The organism is Methylobacterium platani (assembly GCF_001653715.1).
Classification (GTDB): Bacteria; Pseudomonadota; Alphaproteobacteria; order Rhizobiales; family Beijerinckiaceae; genus Methylobacterium; species Methylobacterium platani.
Genome location: NZ_LWHQ01000007.1, coordinates 85,362 through 100,957 on the forward strand (window position 1 = coordinate 85,362; position 15,596 = coordinate 100,957).

Here is a 15,596-nt window from a genome sequence, read left to right on the forward strand (position 1 = left end):
ATGGATCCGACCACCGCGCCCGCCGCGACTGCCGGCCACGACTTCTCCTTCCTCGGCCTCTTCCTGCAGGCCGATCCGATCGTGAAGGGGGTGATGATCCTCCTGGTCCTGGCCTCGCTGGTCTCCTGGACGATCATCATCGAGAAGCTGGTGCGCATCGCCGGCGCACGGCGGCAGGCCCGGTCCTTCGCCAGGCTTGTGGCCAGCGGCGGCATGCCGGAGGCGCGCTCGGGCATGTCCGCCCGGGTGGTGGCCGCCGCCCAGGAGGCCTGGCGCGACCAGGATTCGAGCGAGACCCGGGCCGAGCGCCGCGAGCGCATCGAGCGCGCGATGCGGGCGGCGCTGACCCTCGACCTCAAGCGGCTGCAGATCGGCCTGCCGTTCCTGGCCAGCGCCGGCTCGGCGGCGCCCTTCATCGGCCTGTTCGGCACGGTCTGGGGCATCATGAACTCGTTCTCGTCGATCGCGAAGAGCCAGGACACCAGCCTCGCGGTGGTGGCGCCGGGCATCGCCGAGGCGCTGTTCGCCACCGCGATCGGCCTCGTGGTCGCGATCCCGGCGGTGCTCGCCTACAACAAGTTCTCGAGCGACCTCGGCAAGGTGCAGTCGGCCTTCGTCGCCGGCATCCAGGTGCTGGGCAACCGGCTGGCGCGCGACCGCGGCCACCACGCCCGCAGCGCCGCCGCCGAGTAAGTCGCCCTTCCGTTCAACGCATGAGACAGCCCCTGCCCCGCCGGGCAGGCGGCCGGAGGCCCGCCAGATGGGTATGGGACCGGTGCAGGCCGGCGCCGGCGACGAGGATGGCTTCGACGCCGCGCCGATGTCCGAGATCAACGTCACCCCGATGGTCGACGTGATGCTGGTGCTGCTGATCATCTTCATGGTCGCCGCACCCCTGATGACCGTCGGCGTGCCGGTGCAGCTGCCGAAGACCGCCGCGGCGAAGAGCGCCGAATCGAAGAAGCCGGTGGTGGTCTCGATCGACAAGGACGGCCAGGCCTTCCTCGCCAAGGAGCCGCTGCCGGCCGACGGCGCGCTGGCGCGCCTGAAGCAGGCCGCCGCCGAGGATCCGGGCCAGACCGTGCTGGTGCGCGGCGATAAGGACGTGCCCTACGGGAAGGTCATGGAGGTGATGGGCCTCGTCGGCCAGGCCGGCTTCGCCAAGGTCTCGCTGATCGCCAACGCCCCCACCGGCGGCGCGGCGGCCCCCGCGGCCCCCGCCCCGGCGCCGCAATAGCCCGATGAGCCAGACCGTGACGACCGACGCGCCGGAGCCGCGCGAGCCGGGAACCGGCCTCGGCCTCGCCTTCCTGGTGGCGCTCGCCCTCCACGCCGGCGGCCTCTTCGCCCTGACCTACTGGCGCAGCCCGCCGACCCCGCCCGGCGAGAACGAGATCACCATCGATCTCGCGCCCGACATGGCGGCCGTCGACGTGCCGACCCAGGCGCAGGACGTCGAGAATACGCCGACCCCGACCGACACCACCACCCCCACCACGGTGCCGACGGCCGAGCCGCCCGCCGACACCGTGCCGGTCGAGACGCCGCCGCCGGAGACGAAAGCCGAGGAGGCGCCGCAGGAGACCCCGGTCGAGCCCGTCCCGGCCGAAGCGGTGCCGGTGGAGAAGCCGCCCGAGCCGGTGACCGAGGCGGTGCAGGAGCCCGAGGAGCAGGTCGTCACCTCGACCAACCCCGAGGCGCCGGCCGCGGTGACGGCCCGGCCGGTGCAGGAGCCGAAGCCCGTGCCGGTGCCCAAGCCGGTGGCGAAGCCGAAGCCGGTGGAGCGACCGAAGCCGGTCGAGAAGCCCAAGCCCGTCGAGGCGAGGAAGCCGCCGCCGAAGCCGGTGCGCGACGTGAAGCGCGAGGCCGAGAAGGCGGCCGAGCGCCGGATGGAGGCCGCCCGCCAGCGCCGCGCCGCGGCCTCCGCGTCGCAGATGAACCAGGGCGGCGCCTCGGCGGCCGCCAGCGCCAACGCGGCCCGGGCCTGGGGCGCGATGGTGCGCGGGGCGATCCAGGGACGGGTCCGCAGCGTCGGGGCGAGCGGCACCGCGACGGTTCGCTTCACCGTCTCGCGGTCCGGCCGGGTGCTCGGCGCCTCGCTCGCCGGCAGCAGCGGCAACGGCAGCATCGACGCCGCGGCGGTCGCGGCGGCCTCGGGCAGCCTGCCGCCGGCCCCGGCGGAGTTCGCCGGCGCCCAGCAGAGCTTCACCCTGCCGGTGCGGTTCAACTGAGCGAGCGGTCGCCGCGGAACTCCGCGGCGGGACGGGATTTCCGGTCGGCGGCCCGGCGCGCGCCGGGCGACCGACCGGACGGCGCATGACCACCTACTTCACCAGCGACACGCATTTCGGCGACCCGCGCGTGCTGCGGATCGATCGCCGGCCCTTCCCCGATCTCGCGACCCACGACGCCGCGCTCGTCGAGGCCTGGAACGCCGTGGTGGAGCCGGACGACACGGTCTGGCATCTCGGCGACTTCGCCCTCGGGCCGCCGCCGGAGCGGGTCCTCGCCCTGCTGGCGGGGCTGCACGGGCACAAGCACCTGATCGTCGGCAACAACGACGGGCCGGCGACGCTGACGGCGCCGGACTGGCGCAGCGTCGCGCATTACGCCGAGATCGACGTCGACGGGCAGCACCTTGTCCTGTGCCACTACGCCTTCCGGACCTGGAACCGGATGGGGCGCGGGGTGGTGAACCTGCACGGCCATTCCCACGGCAAGCTCAAGCCCGCGACCCGGCAATACGATGTCGGCGTCGATGCCTGGGAATTCCGCCCGGTGACGCTCGAGACGATCCGCGCGACCCGGCGCCGGCGCGGCGCCGCCTGAGGGCGCCCGCTCGCCCCGCAGCCAGCGCCTGCCGAGCATCTGAGCAGTTTTGCGCGGAACCCCCCGGGCGCCGAAGACGTTCCTCGGTCATGATAAGCAAGCTTGGCTTCTACCCTCGTCCCTGAGGTAGATCGCCGCAGCTTCGGACCCCCAATCAGTTCGTGAGTTCAGCGATGACCACACCGCGTCGTCTCCCGCTCGGCTGGCCCGTCGCCGCCGCCGTCCTGCTCCTCGCCGGCCCGGCCCTGGCGCAGCCGGCCTGCATCGGGGCGCAGCGCAAGATCGACGAGGCCGGCGCCCTGCGCTTCCAGGCCCGCCAGGACGCCCGGATCGGCGACCGCGACCGGGTCTGCGACAATCTCGGCGATGCCGAGGACCGCTACGAGGATGCCCGCGACCGTCTCGACGAGTGCGGCCTCGGCGTCGCCTCGGTCGACCTCAAGAGCGCCCTGCGGTCGGTCCGTCAGGAGAAGCGCTTCTTCCGCTGCGACTGAGCGTGTGCCGTAGCGCACACCGGTTCACCCGAAATTCACCCATTGCTCTCACCGGGCGCCGCCGTGCATCGGCGCGCCAGACCGGAAGATCCGCCATGACCAGCGCCAGCCAGACCTCGTCCGAGTCCCGCCTCTCCGCCCCGGCCGCCGGTGCGCATTCGTTCACGGCGGCGCTGTGCGGCTTCCTCGGCTCGACCGCGGCGACGACCGTGGTGATGCTTCTCCTCAGCAGCGTCTGAGGCCGGCGCGCCTCACGGCGCCACCGACCAGAACCGGCGCCGGGCAAACAGCATGTCCGGCTGGCCGACCTGCGGGCTTCCCGCCTGCACATGCGTCTGCGCCGCCGGGGGCGGGCAGACGGGCTCCGGGCGCCGCGTCTGGATCGTGACCGGCTCGGGCCGCACCAGGCCCATCCTCACCTGCACGTCCGGATTGCGCAGGGCCGCGACCGTCGCGACGGCGGCCATCAATGCGCCCGCGACGGCGCCGAGGAGGAAGTTCAGCATAGCGGCCGGTCCTTGCGCCGACATCGTAGCGGTTTGAGGGCGGAGCCCGGGCACGGGACAGTTTCCCCGCGGCGGGGCCGGCCCGATGCCGCGACGTCGCCCCTCTTTCACAACTCAAGCTTAACAAATCGATGGCAGACCTGCCCCGGGGCCGTTCCACCGGCCCGCCGGAGAGGCAGACGATGAGCTACGCGGCGAACGCCTACGCCAGGACGGCGCAGGTGGCGTTGACACCCCGCGAGGCGGAAGCGGCGGTGCTGATCAAGGCGGCCGCCCGCCTGCAGACCATCCAGGACAACTGGGACGCGCAACAGACGACGCTGAACGACGCGCTCGGCTTCAACCGCAAGGTCTGGACCCTGCTCTCCACGGCGGCGACCGAGCCCGACGCGCCCCTGCCCGAGGATCTGAAGACCTCGATGGCCCGGCTCGGCGCCTTCGTGTTCAGCCGGACCCTGGACGCGATGATCGAGCCGACCGCCGACAAGCTGACCGCCCTGATCCGGATCAACCGCGAGCTGGCGAGCGGCCTGCGCGGCACTCCCTAGGACAGTGTCCGACGAGCGGGTGCCGGTTCGTCGAGAGACGATGCGGCACGACCGGAGACCCGGAGCCGCCCCGACCGAGAGGCCGCCGGCCGCCGCTCCCTCCACGCAGCGGCCCCCGTCCCGGGCGGAACGAGGGCCGCATCGACGATACCGGGGACGGGTCGGTCAGGACTTCTGCTGGCTGCGCAGCGAGCTGTCGTCACCCGAGGCGGTGGTCATCGGGGCTTCGAGGCCGCTGGTATTCTGCTCGGCCCGGTCCGGCAGGGTCTGGTCGAAGTTGCGCCGGTTGGCGGCGTGGTCGTGATACTGCTCGGTCTGGACGTGCTTGCCGTCGAGGCCGCGCGCCGCGCCGTGCTGAGCCTTGTCGCGGTTGCTCAGGACCATGTTCTCCTCGAGGATGCCCTCGGGCAGCTCGGTCATCGCGCCGGTGCCGGAGCCCTTGCCCTGCGCCCCGGGACCCATGTTGTGCCTGTCGGCCTTGGCCATGCTCATCCTCCGATCGAACAGGTCGCGGGACGAAGAGCGGTGCCGTCGCAGCCCCTCGCCCCTGCTACCCGTTAAGAGTATGGAGCGCATCGCCCGGCGCAAGCGCGGCCGAACGAAATATTGCCGGGAACCTTTTTCAGGCGAGAGCGATGCGAGCGCGACGATCGACCTGGAGCGCGCGCGCGAAAGCTGTACCGGTGCAAGTCACTCCTTGCGGCACGGGAAGGCATCGCGCAGCGCCAGCAGCGCGAGCACGCCGGCCTTCTCGCGCAGGGCCGGAGGATGGGCGCCGCCATAGGCCACCACCGCCCGCACGAGCTGCAGCCGGTTGCCGTCGGGCGGCAGGCAGGCGCCGAGGATCGGCGGCTGGTTGGCGACCTCCGCGACGCCGACGAGGTCCTGCATCGCAGCCATGAAGGCCCAGCACCCGACGGTCTCGGGATCCTGGCGGAACTCGACCTGGTCGCCGCGCACCTTGGCACCGCGCAGGAGGCTCTTGCACTGCGCCACCAGCACCGCGCCGTCCGCGGCGCGCGCCGGCCCGGGCGCCAGCAGCGCCGCGCCGGCCAGGGCGAGGATGACGGCGAGGCCGGGAACAGGGGGACGGTCGGGGATGCGCAGGCTCGCGACGATGGACGACGCGCGATCGGTAAACCTGCTCAGGATCGACATGCGGACTGACTCGACGCGGCAGGCCGCCTGCCTGCGGCCCACCCCATCCTAGCAAGCGGCGCCGCGCGCCGCCCCGCTTCCGGTCCGGTCAGTCACACCCTCGTTGCCGCAGGGCGGTTCAGCGCGCCGGGTACACGACGCGGGTGAGCGTCGCCTCGACCCGGGGGGTCGACACCGTCATCGGGCCGGCCTTCTGGTACTGCGCCATCAGCCGGCGCGCCGCATCGGCCGGCAGCGCGCCGATCGGCGCCGTCATGGCGAGCAGCTCCTTGCGGGTCTTGGCCGCCACCACGCCGGGGCGGCTCGCATCCTGGAAGTCGGCCATCTTGTGCCGGTCGGAATCGGGGTCGCCGCGGAACACCCGAGGGCCCTCGGGCATGATGACGATGTCGCCGGGCCGCAGGGTCGGGTCGCGCAGGAGGGCGGTGCGGGCATCGAGCGACTTGAGCGGCGACACCGAGAGGGCGAGCGGCTTGGTGTCGGCCTTCTCGGGCTTCGCGTCGGCCTTCGGCAGGGCGACGTAGCGGGTGCGGCCGCGCAGGGCGCGGGCCTGGACGGCGAGGCGATTGCGCCGGCTCACCCGGTGACGGACCGGCGCGTCGTAGGGTTGGACGGCGTAGGGCTGGGCCACCGGCGCCGGCGCGTAGGTCTGCTGCTGCGGGGACGAGAAGATCTGCCGGAGAAAATCGAGACCGTCGCCGTCCGCCGCTCGTGCCCCGGCGCTCGACGCCATCAGCAGGCAGCCCGACGTCACCGTCAGGAGCATGGCGCGCAGCCGGGCAGCCGGCAGGGTCTGGTGCAGCGGCATGGAGCCCCTCCAGTGAGCGTGACGGTGGGTGTGGGATGTCTGTACTGGTACTCGGCCGTTTAACCTCGACGGCAGCCTGCCAGTTCCGGCCTTCGCGCCATAGATGAACAATTTATGAGCGTGGCTCGCCCGGACCTCTCCGATCGGATGAGTCGCGGCCCGGGGAGATGCGGGGCGGACCCGGACGGCGGGCGCGACACGCTCTGCTTTGGCCTTCGTCTTGAGGGTCGACGCTCGAACACTGGACGCGGACTGCCGGGACCGAGGGAGAGACGATGACGCTACGTGAGATGAGGACGTCGCCGCCTCGCCGGAGCGGGCCGATCCGAGCGTTCGTCGCCCTCGGGCTCGGGCTCGGGCTCGGGCTCGGGCTCGGGCTCGCCGTGACGGCGAGGGCGCAAGCGCCGCAGGCAGGGAAGAGTGTGCCGCAGGCAGGAAAGAGTGCGCCGCAGGCAGAGAAGAGTGCGCCGCAGGCGGAGAAGGATGCGCCACCGCCGGACAAGCGGGTGCCGATGGAGCCGAATGCCTGGCCGTTCACGGCGATCGGCCGGGTCAACGTGGTGCAGGGACCGGCCCATCGCAGCCACTGCACCGGCACCCTGGTCGGGCCGCGCCACGTGCTGACCGCCGCCCATTGCCTGTTCGACGCCCGCCTCGGCGACTGGGTCAGGCCGCATCAGGTCCATTTCGTCGCCGGCCAGGCCCGCGACCTCAATGCCGGCACCGCCGAGGTCGAGGCCATCCGCCTCGCCCCCGGCATCGACCTGCGGGCGGCGGCGGGACCGGGTCGCGCAGGCATCGCGCCGGCGATGATCGGCCGGGACTGGGCGATCCTCACCCTGCGCCAGCCTCTCGCGCCGAAGCCGGTGCCGTGGCTCGTCCTGCCGGATGCCGACCTGCCGGGCAGCCGGCCCGGCACCGTGGTGGCGCTCGCCGGCTACGCCGCCGACCGGCCCTACCTGCCGGTGATCCACCGCGGCTGCGCCGTCCGCATCGACGCGCCCGCGACGGGGATGCTCAGCGACCTGTGCGAATCGATGTCGGGCGAATCCGGCGCGCCGGTGCTGGTCCTCGACGCGGACGGCACGGCGGCCCTCGTCGGCATCCACACCGCGGTGACGGCGGGAACGCGGGTCGGCAACGCCTACCGCTCGGCGAGCGGGGTCGGCGTCGCCGCCGGCAGCTTCGCGGGCGCCCTCGACGAGGCGGTCGGCAAGGAGGGCGGCAAGGAGGCGGTCGGCAAGAGGACGGTCGACGGGCCTGTCAGGCCGTGAGGCGCCAGAACGCGACCTGGGTGTCGCCGTAGGTCCGGCGCTCGAGCTCGGTGAAGCCCGCCGGAGGAGCGAGGGCGGCGGAGGCCGCTTCCTCGACGATTGCGAGGGCGCCGTCCGTCAGCCAGCCGCCCTCCCGGGCCGCGGCGAGCGCCTTCGGGGCGAGGTCGCGGCCGTAGGGCGGGTCGCAGAAGACGAGGCCGAACGGCTCGCCGGGCGGCGCCGCGCCGAGGCGGGTGGCGTCGCGGCGGAACAGCCGCGTCACCCCGCCGAGGCCGAGGGTGTCGAGGTTGGTACGGATCACGCCGCGGGCCTCCGCCCCCTCGTCGACGAGGAGGGCGAAGACGGCGCCGCGCGACAGGGCCTCGCAGGCGAGCGCCCCGGTCCCGGCGAACAGGTCGAGGACGCGGGCGCCCTCGACCGGATCGTCGTAGGCGTGGCTCAGGACGTTGAACATCGCCTCGCGCAGGCGATCCGAGGTCGGCCGGATCGCGTCGCTGCGCGGCCCGGCGAGGCCGCGGCCGCGCAACTCACCTCCAACGATCCGCATCGGTCAGGCTCAGCCGCGCGGCCGGCCGCCGCCGGGACGCCCGCCGGGCTTGCCCCCGCCGCCACCGGAGCGGAAGCCGCCGCCGGGCTTGCCGAAGGGCTTGCCCCCCGGCCGGCCGCCGCCGCCGCCGCCGGGACGACCCTCGCCCCGGCCCGCGAAGGAGCCGCCGCCGGGCTTGCCGCCGAACGACTTGCCGCCGAACGATTTGCCGCCCGGCTTGCCGCCGAACGACTTGTCGCCGAACGATCTGCCGCCCGCCGGCTTGCCGGCGAACGAACGACCCTCGCCGCCCCGGCCGCCGGACCCGCGGGCCTCGCCGCCGAAGCCGCGGCCTTCGCCGCGACCCTCACCCTGCCCGCCGAACGAGCGACCGCCACCGCCGCCCTTGTCGAAGGAGCGGCCTTCGCCGCCGCCGAAGGAGCGGCCGCCACCGCCGGAGCGGCCCTCGAACGAGCGGCCTTCGCCTCGGCCGTCACCTTGCCCGCCGAACGAGCGACCGCCGCCCTTGTCGAACGAGCGGCCTTCGCCGCCGCCGAAGGAACGGCCGCCACCGCCGGAGCGGCCCTCGAACGAGCGGCTGCCGCCGCCCTCCGGGCGTCCGCCGGGCCGGCCGAAGCCGCGGCCGCGGCCGCCGTCGTCGGCGAGGCCGGCCTTGGCGCCGCCGCGCGGGGCGTCGCCGTCGCGGTCGCGGCGCATCGGGCGGTCGTCGCCGCGGGGCGCGCGCTCGGGAGCCCCCTCGCCGCCGCGGAACTTGGTGCGGCGGTGCGGGGCCGCCTCCTCCTGCGGCTGGGCCACCAGCCGCTCGACCAGCACCCGGCGGTCGCCGCTGGCGATGGCGCCGACGCGCTTGCGCGGCGCGTCGGCCGTGGCGGCGCGGATCTCCTGCGGGCTGTCGCCGCGGCGATGCACCCGGCCGCGATTCGGCAGGGCGCCCGCCGCCTCGGCCTCCGGGTCGCGCCAGACCGTGCGCGGCGGGGCCGGGGGCGCGCGGCGGGCCGCCGGGGCGCCGGGCGGCTTGCCGAATTGCGGCCGGGCCGGATCGCGGCCGCGGGCGCCGCCCTGGAAACCGGCCTCCTGGGCCGCCTTGCGGGCGGCGGCCTTCGGCGAGCCGAACGCCGCGATCGGCTCGCGCACCGGGCTCGTGAAGTCGACGCCGGCCTGCTCGGCGAGGCTGTTGCCGAGCTGGTCCTTCAGGACCCGGGTGCGGACCTCGTCGACCAGCCCGACCTCGAGCTCGCCGAGCTGGAACGGCCCGAAGGAGAGCCGGATCAGCCGGTTCACCGACAGGCCGAGATGCTCGAGGATCCGCTTGACCTCGCGGTTCTTGCCCTCGCGCAGGCCGAGCGTCAGCCAGACGTTGTCGCCCTGCGCCCGGTCGATCGTCGCCTCGACGGGACCGTACTCCATCCCGTCGATGGTCACGCCCTTGCGCAGACCGTCGAGCATCGCCTGGTCGACGTCGCCGAAGGCGCGCACGCGGTAGCGGCGCAGCCAGCCGGTCTCCGGATGGGCGATGACCTTGGCGAGCCCGCCGTCGTTGGTGAGGAGCAGGAGCCCCTCGGTGTTGATGTCGAGCCGGCCGACCGCCACCACCCGGGGCATGTCCTCGGGCAGGACGTCGAACACCGTCTGGCGCCCCTCGGGGTCGCGGGCGGTGGTGACGACGCCGCGGGGCTTGTGGAACAGCCACAGCCGGGTGCGCTCGCGGGTCGGCAGCGGCTCTCCGTCGATGGTGATGCGATCGTCGGGGGTGACGTTCACCGCCGGCGAATCGAGGCGCTGGCCGTTCAGCGTCACCCGGCCCTCGGCGATCATCGCCTCGGCGTCGCGGCGCGAGGCCACGCCCGCCCGGGCGATCGCCTTGGCGATGCGCTCCGGCTCCGGCTCGGCGGCCGCCGGCTTCGCGGCGCCCGCGCGCTTGCTCGAGGCCTGCCCCCCCGCGGAACCCGCGGATGCCTCGTCCCGTCCGTGACGCTGCTGCGGCGCCCCGGTCTCGTCGTCGTTGATGTCGTTCATGCGCGCCTGATACCAGACGGGGTTAGGCGAAGCGAGTGGAACCGATGGGCGATTTTGCAAGGGGGGGGCCGCCGGCAGGCGGGGCCTTCCGTCCGGACCCGCTCGGCCTCGCCTTCGACGCCGCCCGGGACGCCGCTTCGCGGGGCGAGGTGCCGGTCGGCGCCGTGATCGTGCGGGACGGCGTCGTGCTCGGCGTGGCCGGCAACCGCCCCCGGGCCGACCGCGACCCGACGGCGCACGCCGAGATCCTGGCGATCCGCGCCGCCTGCGCGGCCATCGGCGACGAGCGCCTGACCGGCTGCGACCTCTACGTCACCCTGGAGCCCTGCGCGATGTGCGCCGGCGCGATCAGCTTCGCGCGCATCCGCCGGCTCTACTTCGCCGCCGACGACCCGAAGGGCGGCGCCGTCGAGCACGGGCCGCGCTTCTTCAACCAGCCGACCTGCCACCACGCCCCCGAGGTCTACGGGGGCCTTCGCGAGCGCGAGGCCGCCGCCCTGCTGCGCGATTTTTTTCGCGACCGGCGCGCCTGACCGCCCTCGAATTCAGCCTTCTCAAATCAATATAGCAGTGGCTATATAAACCGGTCCGGCGCGACCGGGCGCGGGGGAGCACGGGCGGATGCGGGACGGATGGGCGGGCGCCGGGGCGGCGGAACCGAGCCTCGGGGCGATGAATGCCAGCGTGCCGGTGCGCGCCACCGGCTCCTGGCCGCGCCGGCTCCTGGCCTTCCTCGGCCCCGGCTACATGGTCTCGGTCGGCTACATGGATCCGGGCAACTGGGCCACCGACATCGCCGGGGGGGCGCAGTTCGGCTACACGCTTCTCGCCGTCATCCTGCTCTCGAACCTGATGGCGGTGGTGCTCCAGGCCCTGGCCGCCCGGCTCGGCATCGCCACCGGCCGCGACCTCGCCCAGGCCTGCCGCGACGCCTATCCGCGCCCGGTCGGCATCGCGCTCTGGCTCGCCTGCGAGGCGGCGATCATCGCCTGCGACCTCGCCGAGGTGATCGGCACCGCCATCGCCCTGAAGCTCCTGTTCGGCCTGCCGCTGCTCCTCGGCGCGGTGCTGACCGGGCTCGACGTGCTCCTGATCCTGCTGCTGATGCGCCGGGGCTTTCGCGCGCTCGAAGCCTTCGTGATCGCGCTCCTGACGATCATCTTCCTGTGCTTCGCGGTCCAGATCGCCATGGCGGCGCCGCCGATCCGCGCGGTGCTCGCCGGCTTCGTGCCCTCGACGACGATCGTCACCGATCCGGCGGCGCTCTACCTCGCCATCGGCATCCTCGGCGCCACGGTGATGCCGCACAATCTCTACCTGCATTCCTCGATCGTGCAGACCCGGGCCTATCCGCGCGACGAGGCGGGCCGGCGGAGCGCGATCCGCTTCGCGGTGGCCGATTCGACCATCGCGCTCACGCTGGCGCTGTTCGTCAACGCGGCGATCCTCATCATGGCGGCCAAGGTCTTCCACGGCAGCGGCCATACCGGCGTGCAGGAGATCGAGGAGGCCCACGCCCTGCTCTCGCCGCTGCTCGGGATCGGGCTCGCCTCGACGCTGTTCGCGCTGGCGCTGCTCGCCTCGGGACTCAATTCCACCGTCACCGCGACGCTCGCCGGCCAGATCGTGATGGAGGGGTTCCTGCGCCTGCGCCTGCCGGACTGGGCGCGCCGCCTCCTCACCCGCGGCCTCGCCATCGTGCCGGTGGTGGTGGTGACCGGCCTCTACGGCGAGCAGGGCACCGCCCGGCTCCTGGTGCTGAGCCAGGTCGTGCTGTCGATGCAGCTGCCCTTCGCGGTGATCCCGCTGGTGAGCTTCGTCTCCGACCGGCGCAAGATGGGCGCCTTCGTCATCCCGGCCTGGCTGACCATCCTGTCCTGGACGATCGCCGCCGTGATCGTCGCGCTGAACCTGAAGCTCCTCGTCGACACCGTCGCCGGCGGGTGACGCGGATGTCAGGAAGCAGACGCCAGCCGAAAGGTGTGGCGCCTGCACAACATTTGGGCGCCGATCGTGCGCCGAACTGGCCGACAACTCGGAACATCGGCGCGATTCGAGAATTGAGGCACCACGCTTTTTGATTTGCTTGGACGCCACGATGAAGATCCGCACCGGCTACTCGATCGCCTTCGACACGCCCGGCCCGACCCCGATGGTCCTGATGCTCAACGTGCATCCGTCGCGGGCACACGACCTGATCACGCCCGACACCATGACCATCGATCCGCCGGTCCCCGCGCATCAGTTCGTCGATGCCTTCGGTAATCTCTGCACCCGCGTCACGGCGCCCGGCGGTCGCATCACGTTCTCGGCCGATTGCCTGGTCGAGGACAGCGGCGAGGTCGACGACTACGCTCCCGACGCGATCCAGCACCCGGTCCAGGACCTGCCCGACGACGTGCTGCCGTTCCTGCTCGCCAGCCGCTACTGCGACACCGACAAGCTGTCGGACACCGCCTGGCAGCTCTTCGGCCACACGCCGGAGGGCTGGGCCCGGGTGCAGGCCATCGTCGACTACGTCCACAATCACATCCGCTTCGACTACCAGCGCGCCGATGCCACCCGCTCGGCCCTCGACGGGTTCAACCAGCGCGAGGGCGTCTGCCGCGACTTCGCCCACCTCGCCGTCACCTTCTGCCGCTGCATGAACATCCCGGCGCGCTACTGCACCGGCTATCTCGGCGATATCGGCGTGCCGGCGGTGCCCGACCCGATGGATTTCTCGGCCTGGTTCGAGGTCTATCTCGGTGGGCGCTGGTACACGTTCGACGCCCGCCACAACCGCCCGCGGATCGGCCGCATCGTCATGGCCCGCGGCCGCGACGCCACCGACGTGGCGATCTCGACCCAGTTCGGCCCCTCGCTGCTGGCGGGGTTCCGGGTCCATACCGACGAGGTGGTCTGACGGCGAACGCTCGGATGCCGCCGGTCCGGTCAACCGAACGTGAACGCTCCTGCCACGCTCGGTACTCCAGCTTCGCGATAAGCGTCGCTTTAACCGGGAACCACTGAGCCGGGACAGCATTGTACAGCAAAGGTAACTGCTGAGGTAAGGCTCCGGCCATGAAGATCTTCGCTGCCGCCCTGGCGGGCGTTATGAGCGTATGCGTGCTTGCCTCGGCGCCGGCCAAGGCTGCGCCCTACGATCCCTTCGATGCCAACCCGGGCGAGGATTACTACGCAGGCCAGCCCTACGACGCGCCGAGCTATCGGACGCAGGGCTATTACGGCCAGGGTCAGTACCAGGGCCAGTACGGCCAGGGCCAGGCCGCCGGCAGCACCGAGCAGGCCCAGGTCGCCCCGATCCCGCGGGAGCTGGTGCCGTTCAACGGCGGCTACGCCCCGGGCACGCTCGTGGTCTCGACCGCCGAGCGCCGGCTGTACCTCGTGCTGGGCGACGGAATGGCGCTGCGCTACGGCGTCGGCGTCGGCCGGCCGGGCTTCACCTGGTCGGGCACCAAGACGATCACCGCCAAGCGCGAGTGGCCGTCCTGGACGCCGCCGAAGGAGATGCTGGCCCGCCGCCCCGACCTGCCGCGCTACATGGCCGGCGGCATCGACAACCCGCTCGGCGCCCGCGCGATGTATATCGGCGGCACCCTCTACCGCATCCACGGCTCGAACGAGCCCGACACGATCGGCCAGGCGGTGTCCTCGGGCTGCATCCGGATGACCAACGACGACGTCACCGACCTGTACTCGCGGGTCAAGGTCGGCGCCAAGGTGGTGGTGCTGAACTGAGAACGGCCGGCGGCCGCTTCGATCGCAGTGCAAAGGGCCGCCCTCGGGCGGCCCTCGTCGTGTCGGGACGGGGGCTCGGGTGCCGGGCCCTTGCCCGGTTACGGCACCACCCTGCCCGGGGCCGGCGGCTGCGGCGCGCTGAAGCTCGCGAGCGGCACGTCGCAGAAGCAGCGGGCGCCGAGCGGGCGCGGGCCCGGCAGCGGGCAGGAATAGGGCTGCGGCCCGGTGAAGCCGCGCTGCACCGCGTCGCAATTGTAGCCGACCGCGCGCCGCGGGGCCGGGCGCTCGTAACGGTCGTAGCCGTAGCCGGGCGGCGTGTCCTCGCGGTAGTACTGGGCGTGAGCCGAGCCGCTCAGGGCCGCGACCAACAGGACGGCCGACGACAGGCCGGCGCGAACGAACCCTCGCATCATTGCGTTCCTCTGTGGCGGGAGGTTACCCTGCGGGACGCCGCGCGGGCGAACGCCTCCACGGGCCCCCGGGCGCCGCATCGGTAGCCGAACCGGTCCGGTCCGGCAAATCGCGGGACGCGGGCCATGATGTCGTCCGAGCCTCGGGAGATCCGCCGTGACCACCTCGGCCCAGTGGCAACGCACCCTCGACGCGGTCGTCGACCTCGCGGAGGACATCGCCCGCATCGCGCCCGACTGCGCCGACCGGGCGATGCAGATCGTCCGGCTGATCCGCGCCGTCGACCCGCCGCCCCACATCGCGGGCGCGCGCGACCTCGATCCCGACGAGGACCTGGACGAGCTGGAGGTCGGCATCGGCCCTCTGCATCGCGGCCCGGCACCGGACGTGGTCTGAACGAGAAAGGCCGCGCCCCTCGCAGGAGCGCGGCCTTGCCCTGGCGTCCCCGTCCCGGGTGCCTTGCGGCCCGCCGGAGCGGGCCGGGCGCGCCTCAGGACGCGGCGTCCTTGGCGGCGTTGGTGGCATGGTCGGCAGCGCCGCGGGCGGCGTCGGCGCCCTTCTGCATCGCCTGCTTGGCGTTCTCGGCGCCCTGCTGCATGGCGCTGCGGGCGTGCTCGGCACCCTGCTGCATCGCCTGCTTGGCGTTCTCGGCGCTCTGCTGCATGGCGTTCTGGGCCAGGCCGCCGAACTCGCGGGCCTGCGTCTGCATGGCGGCGAACTGGCTGCGCACGAACTCGGCCTGGTGCTGCATCGCCTCCTGGATGTCGCGCGAGCGCACGAGCTTCTGGGCGAGGTCGAACGCGGCGTTCACGTTCTGCTCGGCGAAGGAGAAGCCGCGGGTCGAGGTTTCCTGGGCGTTGGTGCGGGCCATCTCGGCCGAGCCCTGCAGCGTGTCGGCGGTCTTGCGCGCCGCGCCGATGAACGAATCGAACGCCTTGCGGGCCTGCTCGACGCTCTTCTCCGCGAAGTCCCGCATCTCGGTCGGGATCTCGTAGTTCGGGGTCTGGGTCATGTTCGTCTCCTCTTTGTCGGTCGCGACCCACGGCGCGGCACGCGGGGGTCCCGGCACTTTATGGGGCTCGGCACGTATTGTGCACCGCACAATAGCATGCCGTGCGGGAAATGCCACCTTTCCGTGGGGCGTTAAGGTTGACGGCAACATAACGCTGCGACTGCGCATTTCGTGCCGGTGCGGGATGGGGTCAGTTGGTTTAAAGCAGGACGGGTAGGTCCGGTCCTCGCGGAGGACCGGTGCAGCGCGGGG

General features: G+C 72.8%; 21 protein-coding genes. 13 read left to right on the plus strand and 8 right to left on the minus strand.

What is annotated here, in order from left to right; translation table 11 throughout:
* From A5481_RS03205 to A5481_RS34550, 6 genes are all read left to right on the plus strand, one after another.
* Window positions 1–693, plus strand: a complete 693-nt coding sequence (locus A5481_RS03205) for a MotA/TolQ/ExbB proton channel family protein (protein ID WP_064503773.1) — start codon at window positions 1–3, stop codon at window positions 691–693.
* 67 nt (window positions 694–760) lie between these two features.
* The gene (tolR, locus tag A5481_RS03210) at window positions 761–1,237 is read left to right on the plus strand and encodes a protein TolR (RefSeq protein ID WP_064503774.1); all 477 of its coding nucleotides are present in this window, start codon (window positions 761–763) and stop codon (window positions 1,235–1,237) included.
* A 4-nt stretch (window positions 1,238–1,241) separates the two neighbouring features.
* Window positions 1,242–2,231, plus strand: a complete 990-nt coding sequence (locus tag A5481_RS03215; RefSeq protein ID WP_048432577.1) for an energy transducer TonB family protein — start codon at window positions 1,242–1,244, stop codon at window positions 2,229–2,231.
* Between the two features lie 85 nt (window positions 2,232–2,316).
* Window positions 2,317–2,829: a metallophosphoesterase family protein gene (locus A5481_RS03220; RefSeq protein WP_048432578.1), complete on the plus strand. Its 513-nt coding sequence runs from the start codon at window positions 2,317–2,319 to the stop codon at window positions 2,827–2,829.
* Window positions 2,830–3,002: 173 nt separating this feature from the next.
* A complete protein-coding gene (locus A5481_RS03225) occupies window positions 3,003–3,323 on the plus strand; it encodes a hypothetical protein (protein ID WP_048432579.1) in 321 nt (106 codons plus the stop codon).
* A 95-nt stretch (window positions 3,324–3,418) separates the two neighbouring features.
* Window positions 3,419–3,562 (plus strand): hypothetical protein, encoded by a 144-nt coding sequence (locus A5481_RS34550; RefSeq protein WP_167350035.1) that lies wholly within the window; start codon window positions 3,419–3,421, stop codon window positions 3,560–3,562.
* Between the two features lie 12 nt (window positions 3,563–3,574).
* On the opposite strand, the gene A5481_RS03230 is transcribed toward A5481_RS34550, so the two are convergent.
* Window positions 3,575–3,829 (minus strand): hypothetical protein, encoded by a 255-nt coding sequence (locus tag A5481_RS03230; RefSeq protein WP_048432580.1) that lies wholly within the window; start codon window positions 3,827–3,829, stop codon window positions 3,575–3,577.
* Window positions 3,830–4,011: 182 nt separating this feature from the next.
* On the opposite strand from A5481_RS03230, the gene flaF reads away from it, so the two are divergent.
* Window positions 4,012–4,377 (plus strand): flagellar biosynthesis regulator FlaF, encoded by a 366-nt coding sequence (flaF, locus tag A5481_RS03235; protein ID WP_048432581.1) that lies wholly within the window; start codon window positions 4,012–4,014, stop codon window positions 4,375–4,377.
* A 165-nt stretch (window positions 4,378–4,542) separates the two neighbouring features.
* Here flaF and A5481_RS03240 read toward each other — a convergent pair whose 3' ends face one another.
* The 3 genes from A5481_RS03240 to A5481_RS03250 all read right to left on the minus strand — a co-directional run bounded on the left by A5481_RS03240 (window position 4,543) and on the right by A5481_RS03250 (window position 6,343).
* Window positions 4,543–4,863 carry a hypothetical protein gene (locus A5481_RS03240; RefSeq protein ID WP_048432582.1) on the minus strand — a complete coding sequence of 107 codons (321 nt, stop codon included), beginning with the start codon at window positions 4,861–4,863 and terminating at the stop codon, window positions 4,543–4,545.
* Window positions 4,864–5,067: 204 nt separating this feature from the next.
* A complete protein-coding gene (locus A5481_RS03245) occupies window positions 5,068–5,535 on the minus strand; it encodes a Rap1a/Tai family immunity protein (RefSeq protein WP_245238686.1) in 468 nt (155 codons plus the stop codon).
* Between the two features lie 118 nt (window positions 5,536–5,653).
* A complete protein-coding gene (locus tag A5481_RS03250; RefSeq protein WP_048432583.1) occupies window positions 5,654–6,343 on the minus strand; it encodes a hypothetical protein in 690 nt (229 codons plus the stop codon).
* A 275-nt stretch (window positions 6,344–6,618) separates the two neighbouring features.
* On the opposite strand from A5481_RS03250, the gene A5481_RS03255 reads away from it, so the two are divergent.
* Complete coding sequence (locus tag A5481_RS03255) at window positions 6,619–7,617, plus strand: trypsin-like serine peptidase (RefSeq protein ID WP_245238687.1); 999 nt, start codon at window positions 6,619–6,621, stop codon at window positions 7,615–7,617.
* On the opposite strand, the gene rsmD is transcribed toward A5481_RS03255, so the two are convergent.
* Both rsmD and A5481_RS03265 read right to left on the minus strand, forming a co-directional pair.
* Entirely contained in the window at window positions 7,607–8,164 is a 558-nt protein-coding gene (gene rsmD, locus A5481_RS03260; RefSeq protein WP_048432584.1) for a 16S rRNA (guanine(966)-N(2))-methyltransferase RsmD, read from the minus strand. The genes A5481_RS03255 and rsmD overlap by 11 nt on opposite strands.
* 9 nt (window positions 8,165–8,173) lie before the next feature.
* Window positions 8,174–10,180, minus strand: coding sequence for a pseudouridine synthase (locus A5481_RS03265; protein ID WP_048432585.1), 2,007 nt, complete (start codon window positions 10,178–10,180; stop codon window positions 8,174–8,176).
* A gap of 44 nt (window positions 10,181–10,224) precedes the next feature.
* Here A5481_RS03265 and A5481_RS03270 point away from each other — a divergent pair, with 44 nt between their 5' ends.
* The 4 genes from A5481_RS03270 to A5481_RS03285 all read left to right on the plus strand — a co-directional run bounded on the left by A5481_RS03270 (window position 10,225) and on the right by A5481_RS03285 (window position 13,921).
* Window positions 10,225–10,713, plus strand: a complete 489-nt coding sequence (locus A5481_RS03270; protein ID WP_048432586.1) for a nucleoside deaminase — start codon at window positions 10,225–10,227, stop codon at window positions 10,711–10,713.
* An 88-nt stretch (window positions 10,714–10,801) separates the two neighbouring features.
* Window positions 10,802–12,127, plus strand: coding sequence for an Nramp family divalent metal transporter (locus tag A5481_RS03275; protein WP_048432587.1), 1,326 nt, complete (start codon window positions 10,802–10,804; stop codon window positions 12,125–12,127).
* A 151-nt stretch (window positions 12,128–12,278) separates the two neighbouring features.
* Window positions 12,279–13,085 (plus strand): transglutaminase-like domain-containing protein, encoded by an 807-nt coding sequence (locus tag A5481_RS03280; protein ID WP_064503775.1) that lies wholly within the window; start codon window positions 12,279–12,281, stop codon window positions 13,083–13,085.
* Window positions 13,086–13,243: 158 nt separating this feature from the next.
* On the plus strand, window positions 13,244–13,921 hold the full coding sequence (locus A5481_RS03285; RefSeq protein ID WP_048436767.1) for a L,D-transpeptidase: 678 nt from the start codon (window positions 13,244–13,246) through the stop codon (window positions 13,919–13,921).
* 98 nt (window positions 13,922–14,019) lie between these two features.
* Here A5481_RS03285 and A5481_RS03290 read toward each other — a convergent pair whose 3' ends face one another.
* On the minus strand, window positions 14,020–14,331 hold the full coding sequence (locus tag A5481_RS03290; RefSeq protein WP_048436793.1) for a hypothetical protein: 312 nt from the start codon (window positions 14,329–14,331) through the stop codon (window positions 14,020–14,022).
* 157 nt (window positions 14,332–14,488) lie between these two features.
* Here A5481_RS03290 and A5481_RS03295 point away from each other — a divergent pair, with 157 nt between their 5' ends.
* Window positions 14,489–14,728: a hypothetical protein gene (locus A5481_RS03295; protein ID WP_048436768.1), complete on the plus strand. Its 240-nt coding sequence runs from the start codon at window positions 14,489–14,491 to the stop codon at window positions 14,726–14,728.
* Between the two features lie 94 nt (window positions 14,729–14,822).
* Here the strand turns inward: A5481_RS03295 and A5481_RS03300 are convergent, their stop codons facing one another.
* On the minus strand, window positions 14,823–15,344 hold the full coding sequence (locus A5481_RS03300; RefSeq protein ID WP_048436769.1) for a phasin: 522 nt from the start codon (window positions 15,342–15,344) through the stop codon (window positions 14,823–14,825).
* Between the last annotated feature and the right edge of the window lie 252 nt (window positions 15,345–15,596).